General features: G+C 75.8%; 15 protein-coding genes. 11 read left to right on the top strand and 4 right to left on the bottom strand.

The genetic code is table 11. The annotated features are described in order from the left end of the window. Positions 1-79: 79 nt before the first annotated feature. From FGI33_RS11005 to FGI33_RS10995, 3 genes are read left to right on the top strand one after another with little or no spacing between them, the layout of a single operon-like run. Positions 80-1363, top strand: coding sequence for a DUF4190 domain-containing protein (locus FGI33_RS11005; RefSeq protein WP_237581883.1), 1284 nt, complete (start codon positions 80-82; stop codon positions 1361-1363). Between the two features lie 19 nt (positions 1364-1382). Next, the gene (locus FGI33_RS11000) at positions 1383-2123 is read left to right on the top strand and encodes a hypothetical protein (RefSeq protein ID WP_237581881.1); all 741 of its coding nucleotides are present in this window, start codon (positions 1383-1385) and stop codon (positions 2121-2123) included. Positions 2124-2160: 37 nt separating this feature from the next. Continuing rightward, positions 2161-3411, top strand: coding sequence for a kynureninase (locus tag FGI33_RS10995; RefSeq protein WP_119434980.1), 1251 nt, complete (start codon positions 2161-2163; stop codon positions 3409-3411). Between the two features lie 41 nt (positions 3412-3452). Here the strand turns inward: FGI33_RS10995 and FGI33_RS10990 are convergent, their stop codons facing one another. Then, positions 3453-4247 (bottom strand): SDR family NAD(P)-dependent oxidoreductase, encoded by a 795-nt coding sequence (locus tag FGI33_RS10990; protein WP_119434981.1) that lies wholly within the window; start codon positions 4245-4247, stop codon positions 3453-3455. Between the two features lie 40 nt (positions 4248-4287). Continuing rightward, entirely contained in the window at positions 4288-5382 is a 1095-nt protein-coding gene (locus tag FGI33_RS10985; protein ID WP_119434982.1) for a Gfo/Idh/MocA family protein, read from the bottom strand. Positions 5383-5571: 189 nt separating this feature from the next. Here FGI33_RS10985 and FGI33_RS10980 point away from each other — a divergent pair, with 189 nt between their 5' ends. The 8 genes from FGI33_RS10980 to FGI33_RS10945 all read left to right on the top strand — a co-directional run bounded on the left by FGI33_RS10980 (position 5572) and on the right by FGI33_RS10945 (position 14431). Further along, on the top strand, positions 5572-7845 hold the full coding sequence (locus tag FGI33_RS10980; protein ID WP_237581879.1) for a glycosyltransferase: 2274 nt from the start codon (positions 5572-5574) through the stop codon (positions 7843-7845). Continuing rightward, complete coding sequence (locus FGI33_RS10975) at positions 7842-9167, top strand: nucleotide disphospho-sugar-binding domain-containing protein (protein WP_237581877.1); 1326 nt, start codon at positions 7842-7844, stop codon at positions 9165-9167. The genes FGI33_RS10980 and FGI33_RS10975 overlap by 4 nt, the downstream gene beginning before the upstream one ends. A gap of 117 nt (positions 9168-9284) precedes the next feature. Beyond that, positions 9285-9458 (top strand): hypothetical protein, encoded by a 174-nt coding sequence (locus tag FGI33_RS10970; RefSeq protein WP_012297729.1) that lies wholly within the window; start codon positions 9285-9287, stop codon positions 9456-9458. Positions 9459-9524: 66 nt separating this feature from the next. Beyond that, positions 9525-11222 (top strand): circularly permuted type 2 ATP-grasp protein, encoded by a 1698-nt coding sequence (locus tag FGI33_RS10965; RefSeq protein WP_119435494.1) that lies wholly within the window; start codon positions 9525-9527, stop codon positions 11220-11222. 5 nt (positions 11223-11227) lie between these two features. Further along, positions 11228-12157, top strand: a complete 930-nt coding sequence (locus FGI33_RS10960) for an alpha-E domain-containing protein (protein ID WP_119402181.1) — start codon at positions 11228-11230, stop codon at positions 12155-12157. Then, positions 12154-12999 carry a transglutaminase family protein gene (locus FGI33_RS10955; RefSeq protein ID WP_119402178.1) on the top strand — a complete coding sequence of 282 codons (846 nt, stop codon included), beginning with the start codon at positions 12154-12156 and terminating at the stop codon, positions 12997-12999. Before FGI33_RS10960 ends, FGI33_RS10955 begins: the two co-directional genes overlap by 4 nt. Before the next feature lie 38 nt (positions 13000-13037). Further along, positions 13038-13934: an alpha/beta fold hydrolase gene (locus tag FGI33_RS10950; protein ID WP_119435334.1), complete on the top strand. Its 897-nt coding sequence runs from the start codon at positions 13038-13040 to the stop codon at positions 13932-13934. Beyond that, positions 13931-14431, top strand: coding sequence for a GNAT family N-acetyltransferase (locus FGI33_RS10945; RefSeq protein ID WP_119435333.1), 501 nt, complete (start codon positions 13931-13933; stop codon positions 14429-14431). Before FGI33_RS10950 ends, FGI33_RS10945 begins: the two co-directional genes overlap by 4 nt. A gap of 69 nt (positions 14432-14500) precedes the next feature. Here FGI33_RS10945 and FGI33_RS10940 read toward each other — a convergent pair whose 3' ends face one another. Both FGI33_RS10940 and FGI33_RS10935 read right to left on the bottom strand, forming a co-directional pair. Continuing rightward, a complete protein-coding gene (locus FGI33_RS10940) occupies positions 14501-17344 on the bottom strand; it encodes an LPXTG cell wall anchor domain-containing protein (RefSeq protein WP_237581875.1) in 2844 nt (947 codons plus the stop codon). Further along, positions 17341-19359: a S53 family peptidase gene (locus tag FGI33_RS10935; RefSeq protein WP_237581873.1), complete on the bottom strand. Its 2019-nt coding sequence runs from the start codon at positions 19357-19359 to the stop codon at positions 17341-17343. The genes FGI33_RS10940 and FGI33_RS10935 overlap by 4 nt, the downstream gene beginning before the upstream one ends. Between the last annotated feature and the right edge of the window lie 175 nt (positions 19360-19534).

Here is a 19534-nt window from a genome sequence, read left to right as displayed (position 1 = left end):
CCCGGCGCCGCGCCCCCATTTCGGGGCGGTTCGCCCGCGGCGCTGCCGCTCGGGTCGCGCCCTCCGCTAGGAACGTCACATGAGCGATGACCGCGACCCCGGCCGGACCGACGGATCCCACCCCGACGAGCCGCGGGACCGGACCCCGGGGAGCGCGGACGCGACCGCATCGGACGCCTCCCCGGCGGAGCCCGTCAGCCCCTACGGTCCGCCGGCCGTCGCGGATCCCGCCGACGGGCCCGCGCCCGCGCCCACGACCGACGCCGACGCGGTGGACCCGGGGACCGCCGCGGACGCTCCGCGGGCGCGCGACCCGCACGCCGCGCCGCCCGCCCCGCCGGCGCCGCCGACGCCGCTCACCCCGCCCGCGGCTCCCGCGCCGCTCACCCCACCCGCGCCACCCGCGCCGCCCGCGGGATACGACGCCGCCGGTGCGTCCGGATACGACGCGGCCGGGGCGACCGCATACGCCGCCGCCGGCGCACCCGGCGCCGGCTACGCGCCGCCGGCCGCCGTGCCGCCCTACGGCGCCGCACCGCCGTACGTCTCCGGCGAGCCGCCCCGCCCGCGCGGCGGCAAGGGCCTCGCGATCGCGGCGCTCGTCGTGGGCATCGCGACGTTCCTCGGCGCGCTGATCCCGTTCCTCAACTACGTGATGCTCGTGCCGGCCGTCGTGGCCGTCGTGCTGGGCATCGTCTCGCTCGCGCGGCGGATGGACGGCAAGCCGCTCGCGGTCACCGGCATCGTGCTCGGCGCGGTCGGCTTCGTCCTCAGCGTCGTGCTGGCGGTCGTCTACACGTTCGCGTTCGTGAGCTCGGTCTCCGACGCCGTGGAGTCCGCGGGCACCGACTCCGGCTTCGCGAGCCCGGATCCGTCCGAGCCCTTCGGCGACGACGACGCGACGGCGCAGCCCGGCACGAGCCCCGACGACCCGCTGCCGATCGGCACCCCGGTCACCGGCGAGGGCATCGACGGCCCCGAGTGGGAGGTCACGCTGGGCACGCCGACCCTGGACGCCACGGCGGCGGTCCTCGCGGCGGATCCTTCCAACGAGGCGCCCGCGGAGGGCATGCAGTACGCGGTCGTGCCGGTCACCGCGACGTACCTCGGGTCGAGCACGGGCGATCCGCTCTCCGAGCTCGCCGTGGGCTTCCTCGCCGCCGACGGCTCGCAGTACTCGGCCGCCGACAGCTTCGTGCAGGCGCCGGCGCCCGCCTTCACCGACGACGCGGACCTGCTCGAGCCCCAGGGCACGGTGACGGGCAACGTCGTCATCGAGATCCCGATCGACGGCGCCGAGGGCGGCCTCTGGGCCACGGCGCCGGGGATGATCGCGGACGCCTACTACTTCCGGGTCGGCTAGCCGGTACGGGGAGGCGCGCGTGACCGACGAGCCGTCCGGCGCGGCGACCCCGGGGGCGGCCGTGCCGACCGGCACGCCGTACGGCCCAGCGGTCCCGGCGGCAGGCGCGGCGACCCGGCCCGTCCCCGCCGAGCCGACCGGCCCCGTCCCGCCGACCGACCCCTCCCCGCCGACCGATCCCATCCCGCCCGCACCGCCCCGCCGACTCCGCCGCCGTCTCGTCCTCGTCGGGGCCGTCGCCGCCGTCCTCGTCGCGATCCTCGCGGTCGGCGGCACCTGGATCCTCGACGGCCTGACGCATCTCGGCGACCGTGGGCCGCAGGTCACGTCCGCCGCGGGCACGCTCGCCGACCCGGTGCCGGTGGGGGAGTCGTGGCTCACCCGGCCGCAGGTCGGCCCGCGCTGGGAGGTGTCCGTGGGCGAGCCGGACCTCGACTCCCACGCCGCGCCGGCCGGGGCGCTAGCCTCCGGCGAGCGGCTCGTGGCGGTAACAGTCACCATCACCGGCCGCAGCGCGGGGCCGGAGCCGGTCCACGGACTCGACCTCGCGTTCCGCTCCCCGGACGGCACCGTCATCGGCTCCTCCGCGACGGACGCGTGGGCGCCGAGGCCCCGTATCAGCCGCCTGCCGACGATCTACCCGGGCTCGTCGACGACCGTCCAGGTGATGCTCGCGGTGCCCGCCGGATCCGTCGAGGGCGGCGTGCTCCTGCTGACGACGTACACGGAGGACGACCCGGCGGCCTTCGCCATCCGGTGACCCGGACGCCGCCGCCCGCGGCTCGTAGGCTGCGAGCGTGACACCCGACGCGCACGCCGCCCCCGCCCCCGCACCGTCCCGCCCGATCCCGTCGGCCGCCGACCTCGACGCCCGCGACCCGCTCGCCCGCTTCCGCGAGCTGTTCGTGCAGGCCGACGACGTGGTCGCCTACCTCGACGGCAACTCGCTCGGCCGGCCGACGCGCGCGAGCGTCGACCGCGTCGCGGACTTCGTGCGCGACCAGTGGGGCGGCCGCCTCATCCGCGGGTGGGACGAGGACTGGCTCGCGATGCCGACGCGCATCGGCGACGACCTCGGCCGCGTGGCCTACGGCGCGGCGGCCGGCCAGACGTTCGTCGGCGACTCGACCACCGTGATCCTCTACAAGCTCGTGCGTGCCGCCGTCCGCGCGCGGCCCGGCCGCGACGAGCTCGTGATCGACACCGACAACTTCCCGACCGACCGCTTCGTGCTCGAGGGCGTCGCCGAGGAGTGCGGCATGACGATCCGGTGGATCGAGGTGTCGCCCGACGCGGGGGTCACGCCGGAGCTCGTCGCCGAGGCGGTGGGGGAGCGGACCGCGCTCGTCGTGCTCAGCCAGGTCGCGTACCGCTCGGGGTTCCTCGCGGACGTGCCGGGGATCACGCGCATCGTGCACGACGCCGGCGCGCTCGTGCTCTGGGACACCTGCCACTCGGTCGGCGTGATCCCCACCGAGCTCGACGCGTGGGGCGTCGACCTCGCGGTCGGCTGCAGCTACAAGTACCTCGACGGCGGGCCCGGCGCGCCCGCCCACGGCTACGTGCGGAGCGACCTCCAGGCCGAGCTGCGGCAGCCGATCCAGGGCTGGATGGGCGCGCGCGACGTCTTCGCGATGGGGCCGACGTACGAGCCGGCCGACGGGATCCGCCGCTTCCTCAGCGGCACGCCGCCCATCGTCGGCATGCTCGCGATGCAGGACATGATCGCCCTCATCGAGGAGGCGGGCATGGACGCGATCCGCGCCAAGTCCCTCGCCCTCACCGGCTTCGCGCTGGATCTCGTCGACCGCGACCTCGTGCCGCTCGGCGCCCGCGTCGCGAGCCCGCGCGCGGAGGACCGCCGCGGCAGCCACGTCAGCGTCGACCACCCGCGCTTCCGCGACATCGTCGGCGCGCTCTGGGAGGAGGGCGTGATCCCCGACTTCCGCGCGCCGTCGGGCCTGCGGCTCGGGCTCAGCCCGCTGACGACCTCGTTCCGCGAGGTGGAGGTCGGCGTCGAGGCGATCCGGCGGCACCTGGCGGGCTGACCCGGCGAGGCCCGGCGAGGCCCGGCAGCGTCGCGGGCGTCCTACGGCAGGATCGCGTCCACGTACCCGCCGTCGACCCGCAGCGCCCCGCCAGTCGTCGCCGACGCCTGCTTCGACGCCAGGTACACGCACATGTGCGCGATCTCCTCCGGCTCGATGAGCCGCTGGATCAGCGACTGCGGCCGGTGCTCCCGCATGAACGCGCGCTGCGCCTCGTCCCACGGCAGGTCGTCGCCGACGAGCTCGCGCGCGAACGCCTCGACGCCGCCCGTGTGCGTGGGGCCGGCCATGACGCAGTTGACCGTGACGCCGGATCCGGCCGCCGCCTTCGCGAAGCCGCGCGAGACACCGAGGAGCGCGGTCTTCGAGACGCCGTAGTGGATCATCTCGGCCGGCGTCGCGACGGCCGAGTCGCTCGCGATGTACTGCACGCGACCCCAGCCGCGCGCCATCATGCCGGGCAGGTAGGCGCGCGTGAGGCGGACGCCCGCGAGCACGTTCACCTCGAAGTAGCGGCGCCACTCGTCGTCGGTGATGGCGAACGGGTCGGCCGAGCCGAAGATCCCGAGGTTGTTGACGAGCACGTCGACCTCGGGGAAGGCCACCACCGCGCGGTCGGCGCCCTCCTCGGTCGCGACGTCGGCGGCGAGCGCCTCGACCTCGGCGCCGGGATGCGCGGCCAGCAGCCGGTCGCGCGCGGCGGCCGTGCCCTCCTCGCCCCGGCCGTTGACGATCACGCGGGCGCCCGCCTCGGCGAGCCCCTCCGCGATCGCGTAGCCGATGCCCTGGGTGGAGCCCGTGACGAGGGCGGTGGATCCGGTGAGGTCGATGCGCATGACGTGCCTTCCTGGTCGAGCGGGGGAGAGGGGGAGCGGCTCAGTCCGCCCAGGCCCGCCGCGTGCTGCGGACGGGCTGCCCGGTGGTCGCGGCCTCGTGCATGAGGAGCGCGAGGTGGTGGTCCTGCGACGCCTCGGCGAGCGAGTTCGTCGACGGACCGCCGGCCGCGTGCGCGTGCATCTCGACAAGGCACTGCGCGATCGCGATCTCGTCGTCCGAGAGCCGGCCGGGCGCGAACGGGTTCTCGTAGACCCACTCGGATCCGAGCAGCAGGCCGCGCAGGTGGTGGCCCTCGAGGTTGCCGCCCTGGCCGGTCTCGACGCGCGTGATGTCGGCCCAGGTCGGCGTCGTCGCGTCGAGCAGCCAGCTCACGTGCTCGTCGGCGATCTCGCCGCGCTCGCCCCGGACGAGGAGCCGGTTGCGGCGGATCCAGGAGAAGTACTGCCGGTCGGCGAAGTCGTAGACGCCGAGGCGGTCGCCGAAGTCGAAGCGCGCGGTGGTCTGGACGGCCGTCACGACCTCCTCGCGCACGGGATCCCCGTCGCGATCGGGCCCGGCCACGAGCGGCGACGAGAAGCGCTGCGCGGTGATGGTCGCGTCCTCGAAGCCGATGCCGAGGGCCCGGCGCATCACGCGGACGCCGTGGTAGTCGTGGCACTGCGCGACCGTCGCCTGGCTGATCCGCCCGAGCCGGCCGGACGCCGCGATCGCGAGCTGCGCGGCGAGCAGCGGCGAGAGCGGGTACTGCTCGGCGACCTCGATCCGCGCGCCCTGGCGGACGAGCGCGTCGAGGCGCTCGAGGTCCTCGACGGTCGCGCCCGGCGGCGTCTCGGTGAGCACGGCGACGCCGCGGTCGACGAGGTCGGCGATCACGTCGGGCGCGGCGCTCCGCGGCACGGAGACGACCACGAACGACGGCGCCTCCGCGGCGAGCAGCTCGGCCGCGGTGCGGAAGGTGCGGATCCCCCACTCCTCCTCGAGCGCGCGGCCCGTCTCGGCGCTGCGGGTCACGAGCCCGGTGACCGCGAACCGGTCCGGCAGGGCGCGCGCGATGCGGAGGAAGAAGGCGCTGCGCCAGCCGCTCCCCACGATGCCGAAGCGGATCTGCGGGGCGGGCGGAGCGGAGTGGGGCATGGCCGCCAGCGTACGCGCGGGGCCGCGCGCGGCCCGGGCGGGCGGATCATCCGGGAGGCGCCGTTGGGTTCTCGCAGCGGACTGGGGAATACTCGCGAGGGCCGGGAGGCTGTCCCGGGAGCGAACGCTCCCGCGTGGGGCGCGTCACGGCTCCGCACGAGGAGTATCGACCCGAGAAGGGGCACGAGCATGGGGATCCAGACGAGCCTCGACCAGGTCGCGCAGGCCGCGCGCATCCTCGACGTGATGCAGGAGGCCGATGAGCTCACGGTCGCCGCCAGCCGCGACGGCGGCGGACGCGCGGTGCGCCTCCTCGCCCGCGCCGCCGCCGACCCGGCCGACCAGCTCACGGCCGTCGCCGCCATCCACGCGCTCGCCCAGGTCTTCGACGAGGCCGCCGACATCGCCCTCGTGGCGCTCCTCGACCACGACGTGCGGTGGATCCGCGAGCACGCCGCCTGGGCCTTCGGCACCCGCCTGCCGCGCTTCGACGCGGTGTCCGGCCTCGTCGCGATGGTCGTCGAGGGCGGCTTCCCCGGCATGCTCGCGCAGCGCACCCTCCAGCAGTGGGCGGGGTCGACGCCCGACCACGTCGCGCTGGCGCTCGAGAACGCGCTGCTCGGCGTAAGGGGCGACGACGCCCGATCGCGCCTCGTGGAGACGATCGGCCTCGTGCCCGGCCGGATCCCCGAGCGCGTGCTCCTGCGCATCGCCCCGGCCGCCGTCGAGGGCCCGCTCACCCGGTCCGCCGCGGTCGCCGCGCTGGGAGACCGGCCCGCGGGCGAGGCGATCGCCGCCCTCGTCGCCGACATCGCGCGCGGCGACGACGAGGTGGCCGCGGTCGCGCGCCTGGCCGTGCTCGACATCGCCCGGCACGAGGGCGACCACGGATCCCATGCCGCGCCGGCCCCGCGCCCGGGCCTCACGGTCGTCCAGCTCTTCCTGCACGCCGACATCGACGCCGGCCTCACGCACGTGGGCGCGGGCGACAACGGCGGCATCGCGACGCTGCTGGTGCGGCTGGGCGACGCGCTCGTGGCGCCCGCGGCCGCATCGGGAGCGCACGCGGACGCGACGAGCCTCCCCGTCGCCGGCGACCCGATGGCGACCGACGCCGACGCCGCCGCCGTGGACCGCCCGGTCGACCGCGTCATCACCCTCTCCCGCGGCACCCCCGACCAGGCCCTCGGCTCCCTCGCCCGCGTCACGGCCGGCGACGACGGCCACGTCTTCGCGCACATCCCGATGCTCGGCGGCCCGCGCTCGCTGCCCGAGGCGTGGCCGCACCGCGTCGAGGCCGAGCGGGGGATCCGCCGCGTGCTGCGCGCCGCCGGCCGCGTCGACGCCGTGCACCTCCGCATGGCCGACGTCGGCACTCTCGCCGCCTCCACGGTCGCGCGCGAGCTCGGCATCCCCGTCGTCTTCACGGTCGCGCCGGATCCGCACGGCGTGGTCGACGCGCTCGACCGCTCCGGCGCCCTCACCCGCGACGGCTTCGGCGGCGTCGACGAGCGCGAGCACTACTGGTTCCGCGTGCGGCTCGTGCAGCGCCTGGCCGCCGACGCCGCGCACACCGTGCTCTTCCCGCGCCCCGAGCTGAAGCGCGACATGCGCCGGCTCGTCGGCATCGACGTGGACGCGCACCCCGAGCGCCACAGCGTCGTCGCCGAGGGCATCGACGTCGCCGCCATCGAGCGCTCGCGCGACGACGCCATGCTCGGCGCCGACGCGGACGGCGCCCCCGCCCGCGCCTTCGTCGAGCTCGACCACCTGCTGCGCGCGCTGCCCGAGGAGCGCCGCGGCCTCCCGCTCGTCATCAGCGTGGGCCGCCTCGCCCGGGTCAAGGGCATGGCCTCGCTCGCGCACGTCTGGGCGGCGGATCCCGCGCTCCGCTCCCGCGCCAACCTCCTGATCGTGGGCGGCGACCTCGACGCGCCGAGCCCCGAGGAGCGCGAGCAGCTCGCGCGGATCCTCGACGCCGTCCCCGACGCGCACGGCCCGGCCGACGCCGCGCGGCACGGCCTCCTCCTCGCCGGCCACCGCGGCAACGACACCGTCACCCGCTGGCTCGCCGCCGTCCGCTACGGCCGCCCCGGGCTCACCGCGCCGGGCGGCGCGTACGCGTGCGCGAGCATCAAGGAGGAGTTCGGCGTCGCGCTCCTCGAGGCGATGTCGATGGGCCTGCCCGTCGTCGCGCCCGCGTCGGGCGGCCCCGCGACCTACGTGGAGGGCGGCGTGACCGGCCTCCTCGTCGACACCGCGGATCCCGCGCAGCTCGCCTCCGGCATCGCCCGCGCGCTCGACATCGCGGCCGGCCCCGGCGCCGACGCCGCCGCCGACCGCGCGCGCGACATGGTCGCCCGCACCTTCACCATCCAGGCCATGGCGGGCACCCTGTCCCGCGTCTACCGCGACGTCGCCGCAGCCGACGACCGAACCCTCTGGGAGCTCAGCGCCTCATGACCCTGCTCGTCATCAGCCCGGACTACGCGTCCCACCTCTTCCCCCTCATCACGCTCGCGTCGGCCTGGCAGCAGGCCGGCGAGCGCGTGGTCGTGGCGACCGGATCCGCGACCGCCGGCATCGTCGAGGCCTCCGGCTTCGAGCGCATCGACCTCCGCCTCGGCCGCGGATCCAACCCCGGCACCATCAAGGCCGAGGAGCAGCCGACCGGCGAGGACGACGCCCTCCGCGGCTTCTTCGCCGCCACGCGCCGCGGCATGGTCGCGACCCTGCGCTTCCAGGCCGAGGCCCGGAGCGACGACCTCCTGTGGGAGCCGGTGGAGACCGCGCGCGCCGTGCAGCGGATCCTCGACGAGGTGCGCCCCGACCACGTCATCGTCGACCACCTCGCCTTCAGCGCCCGCCTCGCGCTCCTCGCCTCGGGCACGCGCCACGCCGACGTCGTGCTCGGTCACCCGAGCGCCCTGCCCGTGGGCGACGAGGTCTACGGCTTCCCGCCCGCCTGGCCCGCCGCGTTCGAGCCCGAGGAGGAGGACCTGGACGAGCTGCACGCGCTGTGCGTGCGCGTCCGCGACCGCTTCACCGCGCAGTGGAACGACGCCCTGGCGGTGCTCGCGCCGTCGATGCGCCCGAGCCGCGACGCGTTCGCGGAGGCCGGCGACGTGCTCCTGCTCAACTACCCCGAGGAGCTGCACGACCCCGACCGCTCCGAGCTCCTGCCGCCGCACGCCTTCATCGGCTCGGCCGTGCGTCGCGAGGCGCCCGAGGCCGAGGTGCAGGACTGGATCGACGCCGGCGGCGACCCCATCGTCTACGTGTCGCTCGGCAGCTTCCTCTCCGTGCGCGACGACGTGCTCGCCCGCATCGCGGCGGCCCTCCGCGACCTCGACGTGCGCGTGGCGCTCGCGACCGGATCCACCGACCGGTCCGCGCTCGGCGACATCCCGTCCGACTGGCTCGTCCGTCCGTTCCTCCCGCAGGTGACGCTGCTCGGCCACGCCGACCTCGCGGTCACGCACGGCGGCAACAACTCCGTCACCGAGGCCGCGACCGCGGGCGTCCCGATGCTCGTGCTGCCGCTCTCGACCGACCAGTTCGCGGGGGCCGCGGCCCTCGAGGACGCGGGGCTCGGGATCGCGCTGGCCCCGAACGTCGCGACCGTCACCGAGCTGCGGCACGCGGCCAAGGCGCTGCTGAACCCGTCCGGCGGGCAGCGGGCGATGCTCGACGCCATCGCGGGCGCGCTCTCGCGGTCGCCCGGACCGCAGCGCGCGTACCAGGCGCTGGCCGGTGGGATCCGCCCGGAGCAGGCCGCGCGCTGAGCCGGTCGTCCCGCCCGGGCGACGCCCGCGCCGCGATCTCGTAGACTCGGGGGTGACCGCGTCACGCGCCCCGCGCGGCGGTCGCCCACAGTCTCGTCAAATGGATCAGGTGCCCTCGTGAACATCGTCGCTTTCATCATCGCGTTCGCCCTCTTCCTGGGCGGCATGGCGCTGTTCGCGTTCGCGTTCTACATCGAGGGCTTCGAGCTGCTGAGCTTCTTCGCCGGCATCCTGCTCGTCTCGGCCTCCATCGCCATCCCCGCGCACATCCTCAAGCGCACCGACGCCTGACCCGCGTCGCCTCCGTCCGCGGGGCCCGGTAACAAACCGGACACACGGCCCGGCTACGCTCCCGACATGGGTGATCTGTTCGAGGGATACGGCACGCTCGCGGCCGCACGCCGCGCCTCCGGTGGCGCGATGCCGTTCGACGAGATGTTCCGGGATCCGCCCGTCGCGGGCGAGCCGGCGGTCGCCCGGGCGGCCTACCGCGAGATCCACGCGGCGCTGTCCCGCATGACCAAGGACGAGCTGAAGGACCGCACCGACGCGCTCGCCACCAGCTACCTCGCGCAGGGCGTCACCTTCGACTTCGCGGGCGAGGAGCGGCCGTTCCCGCTCGACGCCGTGCCGCGCGTCATCGAGCAGGCCGAGTGGAGCCGGCTCGAGAGGGGCGTCGCGCAGCGCGTCCGGGCCCTCGAGGCGTTCCTTGCCGACGTGTACGGGCCGCAGCGCGCCATCCGCGACGGCGTGATCCCCGCCCGCCTCATCAGCTCGTCCAGCCACTTCCACCGCCAGGCCGCCGGCATCGACCCGGCCAACGGCGTCCGCATCCAGGTCTCCGGCATCGACCTCGTGCGCGACGAGGCCGGCGAGATGCGCGTGCTCGAGGACAACGTGCGCGTCCCGTCCGGCGTCAGCTACGTCATCTCCAACCGCCGCGTCATGGCGCAGACCCTGCCCGAGCTCTTCGTCTCGATGCGCGTGCGTCCCGTCGGCGACTACCCGAACAAGCTCCTGCAGGCCCTCCGCGCGAGCGCGCCCGACGGCGTCGAGGACCCGAACGTCGTCGTCCTCACGCCCGGCGTCTACAACAGCGCGTACTTCGAGCACACCCTGCTCGCGCGCCTCATGGGCGTCGAGCTCGTCGAGGGCCGCGACCTGTTCTGCTCCGGCGGCCGCGTCTGGATGCGCACCACGGGCGGCCCCATGCGCGTCGACGTCATCTACCGCCGCGTCGACGACGAGTTCCTGGACCCGCTGCAGTTCCGCGCCGACTCCATGCTCGGCTCGCCCGGCCTCATGCTCGCCGCGCGCCTCGGCAACGTCACCATCGCGAACGCGGTGGGCAACGGCGTCGCCGACGACAAGCTCGTCTACACGTACCTGCCCGACCTCATCCGCTACTACCTGGCCGAGGACGCGATCATCCCGAACGTCGACACCTGGCGCCTCGAGGAGCCCGACTCGCTCGAGGAGGTGCTCGACCGCCTGCCCGAGCTCGTCGTGAAGCCCGTCGACGGATCCGGCGGCAAGGGCCTCGTGGTCGGCCCCGCCGCCAGCGCGGGCGAGCTCGCCGAGCTGCGCGCCCGGCTCCTCAAGGACCCGCGCGGCTGGATCGCGCAGCCCGTCGTGCAGCTCAGCACCATCCCCACGCTCGTGGAGGACGGCATGCGCCCGCGCCACGCCGACCTCCGCCCGTTCGCCGTCAACGACGGGCGCGACATCTGGGTGCTGCCCGGCGGGCTCACGCGCGTCGCGCTCCCCGAGGGCCAGCTCGTGGTCAACAGCAGCCAGGGCGGCGGATCCAAGGACACCTGGGTCGTCGGCGACGGCGGCTTCCCCGCGGCGACGCGCGAGCGCAGCGTGCAGACGCTCGTGGCCGACCAGGCCGCGGTGACCACGTCCATCCCGATCATCGCGAACGGGGAGAAGGCGCCCGACCAGTCGCCGCACGACGCCCCGCGCAACCGCGACCAGCACGAGCAGCAGCAGCAGCAGGCCGGCACCCGAGCCGCCTCGCCCGCCGCCGACACCACCGAGGGGGACCGCTGATGCCCATGCTGTCGCGCATCGCCGAGTCGCTGTTCTGGATCGGCCGCTACATCGAGCGGTCGGACGGCACCGCCCGCATCCTCGACGTGCACCTGCAGCTCCTGCTGGAGGATCCGTGGATCGACGAGGACACCGCCTGCCGCTCCCTCCTCAGCGTCATGGGCAGCGACGTGCCCTCCGAGGACGTGCTCGGCCGCGACGACGTGCTCGCGCTCCTCGCCGTGGACCGCACGCAGCCCGCCTCCATCGCCTACTCGCTCGGCGCCGCGCGGGAGAACGCCCGCCGCGCCCGCGAGATCGTCTCGAGCGAGCTGTGGGAGTGCCTCAACACCACGCGCGCCCGCATGCCCCGCAAGATCGCCAACGACCGCGTGCACGAGTTCTTCGGCTGGGTGCGCGAGCGCTCGGCCCTCGCGGTCGGGCTCGTCGAGTCGGGCACGAGCCGCGACGAGGCGTGGCAGTTCTTCACGCTCGGCCGCTCCATCGAGCGCGCCGACATGACGGCCCGCCTCCTCGCCACCCGCGCCCTCACCGAGGCGAGCGGCCCGTCGTGGACCACGATCCTCCGCTCCTGCGGCGCGTACGAGGCGTACCTGCGCACGTACCGCGGCGTGCCGAGCGCGCGCAACGCGGCCGAGTTCCTGCTGCTCGACCGGCTGTTCCCGCGGTCGATCACGCACTCGATCCGCCGCGCCGAGCAGTGCCTGCACGACATCGAGCCGCGCACCGACCGCCTCGGGGTCTCCGACCAGGCGCAGCGGCTGCTCGGGCAGATCCGGAGCGACCTGGAGTACCGGCCCATCGCCGAGATCCTCGACGACCTCCCGCGCTTCATGGACGCCGTGCAGGAGGCGACATCCGCCACCTCCGAGGCCGTCCGCCAGCGCTACTTCCCCACCAACGCGGCACCCAGCTGGGTCGGAGAGAACTCGTGAACCGCCTGCGCATCACCCACCGGACCGGCTTCCACTACGAGGGCGAGGTGACCGCGTCCTACAACGAGGCGCGCATGCTGCCCGTGTCGAGCGAGAACCAGTTCGTCCTCTACTCGAACCTCGACATCCAGCCGAAGCCGGGCCACCACACCTACGTCGACTACTTCGGCACCCGCGTCTCCTCGTTCGAGATCCTGAGCCCGCACCGCTCGCTCGAGCTCACGGCGACGAGCCTCGTCGAGGTCCGGCCGCGCGCGCACGAGCCGCACCAGCTCGGCTGGGACGACCTCGCGGTCGACGTGCAGCGCGCCACCGAGCACGTGGAGCAGGTCGCGCAGACCGCGCGCACCGAGCCGCACGAGGAGGTCCGCGCGCTCGCGGAGGAGATCGCGGGCGGCGCCGGCACCCCGTGCGAGGCCGCGGCGGACATCGCCCGCGCGATCGGCGAGAGGGTCGAGTACATGGCCGGCGTCACGAGCGTGCAGTCGACCGCGCGCGAGGCGTGGGAGCAGGGCCGCGGCGTCTGCCAGGACATCACGCACATCGTCATCGGCGCGCTCCGGCACGTCGGGATCCCGGCCCGCTACGTCAGCGGCTACCTGCACCCGAAGCCGAACGCGGCCGTCGGCGAGACCGTCACGGGCGAGTCGCACGCGTGGGTGGAGTGGTTCTGCGGCGAGTGGCGCGGCTGGGATCCGACCAACCTCATCGACATCGGCGACCGGCACGTGCTGGTCGGCCGCGGCCGCGACTACCGCGACGTCGCCCCGCTCCGCGGCATCTACGCGGGGCCGTTCCGGTCGAAGCTGTTCGTGCGGGTCGAGATCACGCGCGAGTCCTGACCCTCGGCGGCCGGGGCGGGCGGCCCTAGTCTGGATCCATGCCCGACGACGAGCGCCCCACCGGCGGAGCCGACCACCGCACCATCGTGGACGCGGAGGGCGTGACCCTCCACTACTACGTGTGGGAGGCCGAGCGCCCGCGGGCCGTCGTGCACATCGCGCACGGCGTCGGCGAGCACGCTCTGCGCTACGTCCGGCTCGCGCACGAGCTGAACGCCCAGGGGTTCACGGTCGCGGCCGACGACCACCGCGGGCACGGCGCCACCGGCCTCGGCCACCTCGGCATCGGCGTGCTGGGGCCGCGGCGCCACCTCGCGGCGCTCGACGGGATCCAGCTCGTGAGCGAGCAGCTCCGCCGGGAGCACCCCGACCTCCCGCTCGTGCTCCTCGGCCACAGCTGGGGCGCGCTCCTCGCGCAGCGCATCGTCGCGCGCGCCGCGCACCTCTACGCGGGCCTCGTCCTGAGCGGCGCGTCGCTCGCGATGCCCGGCGTGATCAACACGGGCGACCTCAACAAGCGCTGGCGGCACCCGGCCGCGTCGGGCTTCGAGTGGCTCTCGCGGGATCCGGAGGCGCAGCGCGCGTTCGGCGCCGACGACCGCAACTTCGACGTCAACGCGCTGAAGCCGTACCGGATGCGCGACTCCGTGCAGATCATGGGCCGCCCGCCCAAGAGGCTCGCGACCGACCTGCCCGTGCTCATCCAGGGCGGCGAGGAGGACTCGCTCGGCGGCCGCCGCGGGATGCAGCTGCTCGCGCGCGACTACAGCAGGCGCTCGCGCCTCAGCGACGTGCTGCTCATCGTGTACCCCGGCGCGCGGCACGAGATCTACAACGAGACGAACCGCGACGAGGTGGTCGCGGACCTGCGGAGCTGGCTGGAGTCGCGCGTGGTCGTCCCCGAGCCGTCCGCCGACGACGGAGCCGCGGGATGACGGGCGCGCTCCCCGAGGCGACGCTCCGCCCGGCGCGCGCCGACGACCTGCCGTTCCTCGAGGACATGCTGCTGGCGTCGATGGACTGGCGCGGCGACGGGTCCATGACCCGCGAGCGCATGCTCGCCACCCCGCAGCTCGCGCACTACGTCAAGGGCTGGCCGCGCGCGGGCGACGTGTGCGTGGTCGCGGAGGTGGACGGGGATGCGGTCGGCGCCGCGTGGGCGCGGCTGTACGCGGACGACGACCGCGGGTACGGCTTCGTCGCGGCCGACATCCCCGAGCTCGGGATGGCGCTCGTCGCGTCGGCGCGCGGCCGGGGCGTCGGCCGGCGGATGCTCGTGGCGCTGGTCGACGCGGTGCGCGCGTCCGGCGCCCCTGCCGTCAGCCTCAGCGTGGAGGACGGCAACGACCGCGCCCGGGCGCTCTACGAGTCCCTCGGCTTCGTGCCCGTGGGGCGCGAGGGCGGATCCGACGTGCTGCTGCTGCGCTGGTGACGCACGCCGCCCTCCGGCCCGCGGGCGCGGGACGGAGGGCGGCGGTGGTGCGTCGTGCGCGGCGCCGGGTCAGGCGCGCGCGGGGCGGGTCAGTCGCGCGTGTCGGCGGCGTCGGGCATCGAGCGCGGCCGCGGACCCGACGACCAGCAGCAGCGCCGCGAGGGCGAGCGTCGACGCGGGCGAGGATCCGGTGCGCGGCAGCGAACCGCGGAGGGAGGCGCCCGACGTGCCGGCAGGACTCGACCCGTCGGCCGACAGCGCGCCGGGGGAGAGCGCGCCCGTGCCGGCGGAGGCCGTGCCGCCGGACGGTGTGCCGGTGCCGGTGCCCGCGCCCGGGGCGGACCCGGATCCCGAGCCCGCCGGGTCGACCGCCACCGCGGCCGTCGTGACCACCGCAGCGGACACGTCCGCGTCGAGGCCGGACGCGTCGACCAGGTGCAGGCCCGTGACCGTGCGGGACGGGCCCGCGGTCACGTCCTCGGCGAGCACCGCGGATCCGCCGTCGGGCAGCGCGAACCGCGTGCCCGGGGCGATGTTCCCGGCCGCGAGCGCGGCACCCGCGATGCTGCCGCCGTCGCTCGAGACGCGCACGGCGCCGTCGGCGACCTCGACCCGGAGGCCCCGGATCGCGACGGCCAGGCGGCTGCCCGGGTAGAGCGCGACGTCGTCGATGGCGGCGCTGCCGGATCCGCTGCTCGAGGCCAGGCGGATGCCCGAGGCGCGGATCTGGCCCGCGGCGCCGTCGCCCGCGGTGGTGGCCGGGTCGGCCGCGGCGGCCGATGCGACCGTCGCGCCGGACGCGGTCGCCGCGTGCGGGGTGGTGAGCGTGTCGGGCGCGAGGGCGGACGGCGAGGCAGCGGACGGGGAAGCCGCGGACGTGCCCGCCGTGTCCACCGCGCCGTCCGGCCGCGCCACGGGCGTCGCCGCCACGGCGCTCGGCCCGGTCGCCCGGATCCCGTAGGCCGACCAGCCGGTGGGCGCGGTGTCCGGCACGATCACGACGGGCGTCGGCGACGGATCCGGCGCAGGAGCCGTCCCGCTGCCCGCCGCCACGGTCACGACGCCCAGCTGCACCTCGGGGTGGCGGCCGGTGAGGTCGCGGTAGTGCAGCGCCGTGAGCGTCACCGTCCCGTCCGCGGCGACCGACCGCTCGCCGAAACGGACCTCGACGCGCGGCATCCCGGTCTCGTCGACGCCCGTGTAGAGGTCGGTGGTGGTGTCGATCCAGACCCCGTTCACGAAGACCGCGTTCCCGGCATCCGCGAAGGACACGGTCATGGCGCCCGCGGCGGAGACCGCCGCGTGCAGGCCGTTGACCCGGAGGGCCGGCCAGCGGTAGTCGGCGAGCGGATCCGTGGAGGCATCCGGCACCTGGCGGAACGCGCCCACGTCGACCGTGGCGGTGCCCGCGGCGTCGCCCGTGCCGAGGTCGACGGCGACGGCCGACGCGGTGTCGGGATCCGTCCCCGTCCCGGTCACGGCGTCCGCCGCGGCGTGCGGCGCGGCGACGGTCGCGGCCGGCTGCGGCGCGACGAGCACCGTGCCGTCGGCCGCGGTGACGCCGACGCCGTACGCGCCCACGACCTGCCCGGCCGCGGGCGGCACGACGACCGTGCCGAGGCGCACGTCCGGGTGCGCGCCCGTGAGGTCGCGGTAGTGCACGGCGGTGACCGTGACGGTGCCGTCGGCCGCCGTCTCGTGCTCGCCGAACGCGACGGTGACGCGGGGCGCGCCCTGCTCGTCGACGCCCGTGTACAGATCGGTGGTGGTGTCGATCCAGCGGCCGTCGACGAAGACGGCGCTGCCCGGATCCTGGAACTCGGTCGTGACGCCGCCCGCGGGCGTGACCGTGGCGGTGAGCCCGTAGACGCGGAACGCCGTCCAGCGGTACTCGGCGAGCGGGTCGTCGCGCGCGCCGGGCAGCTGCTCGAACGAGCCGACGCCGATCGTGGTGGTGCCGTCCGCGCCGGTCTCGACGCGCACGGATGCGGCGTGGTCCGCGGATCCGTCCGTCGCGTCGAGCGCGTCGACGGAGGCCCTGCGGTCGAGGCCCTCGACGCGCGGCTGCCCGTCGATGATGCGCGTGCCGTCGGGGGCCGTGACCGTGACTCCGGTCGCGACGCGGCCGGTCGCGGGAGCGGGGTCCGGTGCGGGGGTCGGATCCGGGGCGGGCGTGGGGTCGGGCTCCGGCGTCGGCTGCGGCGCGGGCGTCGGCGCGGGACGGGGCGTCGGAGTCGGCGTGGGCGTCGGGATCGACGCCGCCGCACCCGCGCACGTCACGGATCCGGCGCGGACGCGCCAGATCTCCGACGCCCCGGGCCCCGCCTCCACGTCGATGCCGACGGTGGTCACGGATCCGTCGTCGGCCTTCGCGGTGGATCCGACGATGACGCGGGTCGCGCCGTAGACCGACTCCGGCAGGTCGCGCGACCAGCCCGGCGTCGTGTTCGCGTCCGCGGTCACGTCCACGCCGCCGATCGTCAGCCGCTCGAGGTGCACGGCGGGAGTGCCGCCGGGCGTGCACGCCACGGTGAGGCCGGAGAACACGATCGCGGGGCGGTCCCGGAGGGTGAATTCGCCGCTCGCGATGGCGCTGGTCGCGCCGGTGGGACCGGCGGTGGACGAGAGCCCGGTCGTGCGCGTCGTGTTGAGCTTCAGGACGTCGCCGGTGGAGGCGGCGGTGCGCGCCACCGCGGCGCCCGAGGTCCACTCCGCGAGCGGCGTGGCCGCGGTGAGCGTGTCGCCGTCGATGTCGATGATCTCCACGCCCGAGGCGCGCGCGAGAACGACGTCGGCCGCGTGCGCCGCGAGGGGCGCGAGGCCGCCGAGGGCGAGGAGCGCCGCGAGCGCCACGGCGCCGGTCGCGCCGACGAGACCGAGGGAGGAGCGCGACCCGCGCGTCACCCGGCTCATCGCGCGGCTCCCGCGCCGAGGCCCTCGATGAACGCGCGACCCGCGGGCACGCCGGCCCCGGTCACGTCGTCCCAGCCGGGGGCGGAGCGCAGCCCCTGCCTCCCCGTGTCCCACATGAAGAGCGTCTCGGGCCACAGCGCCCCCGCCGACGGGCCGCGCGGCGACCATGTCGCGGCGGACGCGGGCTGCACGTCGCGCAGCGCGCTCGTGCCCATCAGCGCGGAGAGCCAGGGGCTCGCGAGCCCGAAGCGGCGGCCGGTCACGGCCTTCGAGATCGCCACCATGGAGGCGACCATCGGCGTCGCGAGGCTCGTGCCGCCGTGCGCCGCGTACTCGGTGCGGCCCTTGTGCGGGCCGTAGGTGATGAAGCCCGTTTCCGGATCCCCGAGCGAGGCCACGTCCGGCAGGAGCCGGCCGGTGCCCGCGACGGCGAGCCGGTCGGCCTGCCACGTGGGACGCGCGTACTCGGCCGACTGGCCGCCGCCCGCGCCGAACGCGAAGCCCGGCGGGATCAGGGCGCCGTTGCGGGCGAAGCGCGTCTCCGTCTCCCAGCCCGCCTCGACGGCGATGGATCCGTCCTCGGCGAGGCCGGTGCTGGTCGCGCCGACCGCGGTGACGTACGGGCTCGACGCGGGCGACGCCACGGTGGCGTTCCCGCCGTGGTCGCCGACGCCGCTGTAGTCGCCGTCGTTCCCGGTCGAGGCGAAGACCGACACGTCGCGGGCCGCGGCCTCCACGAGCACCCGGTTCAGCAGCTCGCGGTCGTCGGCGGTGTCGAGGCCCTCCATCGCGCCGAAGGAGAGGCTGATCACGTCGGGCCCGTCCTCGGCCGCGTCGAGGATCCTCGTGTAGAGGCTCGTGCTCGTGCAGTCGTCGGCGCCCCAGTAGGAGACCGCGGCGTCGGGCGCCATCGCGTGGACGGCCTGCACGTCGAGGTGCTGCTCGTCGGTCCAGGCCGTGGGGCCGCCGCAGATGCCGGTGCGCGGCGAGGCGGACGGGTGGTCGCGGTACTGGCCGGCCGTGAAGGCGGGCTCGCCGACCGCGCGGGAGTAGGTGTCGGTGTCGGCCTGGGTGTCCGGGTCGTCGTAGGCGGCGACGATCGCGATGGTCGCGCCCGCGCCGCGGTCCTCGGCGGGGACGTCGTCCACGCGCCGCAGCTGGGCCGGGCCGTAGCCGCAGAGCGAGTTCGAGCGGTGGGCCACGTCGACGGACGCGGGCCACGCGTCGGTGAGGCGCTGACCCCACCAGGCGGCGCACGTGCCGTCGTCGGCGGACGAGGCGGGGGATCCGCCGGATGCCTGCCCGGGGATCGGCGCCGGCACGGGGCTCGCGGCGTCGGTCGCGTGCGCGTCGGCGGGCGCCTGCGCGTCGTCGGCCTCGGCGTCCGTCGGCATCAGCACGTCGCCCTGCACGGTGCCGGCGACGCCGCGCACGGCGTCGAGGGCGGCCGGCACGGCGAGGGTCCGCTCGGGGGCGACGACCTCCCGGCCGTCGACGCGGAACCGGGCGAACGCGGTGTCGAAGGCGCGCGAGGCGAGCGCCAGCGTGCCGGAGACGGGCAGCGCCGACACCTCGCCGCGCGCGTCGCCCACGTCGAGGCCGCGGTCGCGCAGCCATGCCGCCACGGCGGGCGCGGCGTCGGGGCGAGCCGGATCCAGCAGCACCGTGAGCGCGACGGTCGCGTCGTCCGGTGCGTCGCCGATGCGGGCAGGGGACGCGGCGGCGGGCCACGACGGGGCCGACCCGTCGAGCGCGCGGAGGCCGGAGGCGGCGCGGGCGACAGCCGGGTCGGCCGACGCGGACGCGTCGGCGGACGCGGATCCGGTGCCGGTCAGGGCGTTCGCGACGAGCGCCGCGACGGCCACGAGGGCGACGGCGCCCGTGCCGAGCGCGACGGCGCGTGCGCGACGTGACTGCGGGTATCGGGCGAGGGCGCGGATCCGGCCCTCCGTCGGCGGGCGCTCAGCGGGCCCGTGGGCCGTGACGGGTGGGAGGGACGAGGGGCGTGAGGGCATGCGGGATCCAGCTTCGGTTCAGGGGGAGTGCGCGATGGCGCGTGCGGATGCTATCCCTGATTGAGAATCGTTCTCACTACCTGTGGAGGACGGGGCATGCCCGCCGCATGCGACGAGGCGGCGGGCTGGAGATCCAGCCCGCCGCCCCACGTCCCGGTCGGTCGACCGGGTCGGC

The sequence above is a fragment of the Clavibacter phaseoli genome (assembly GCF_021922925.1).
Lineage (GTDB): Bacteria > Actinomycetota > Actinomycetes > Actinomycetales > Microbacteriaceae > Clavibacter > Clavibacter phaseoli.
The sequence above is the reverse complement of the archived record's forward strand: the minus strand, read 5'-3'. Positions and strand labels throughout refer to the sequence as shown.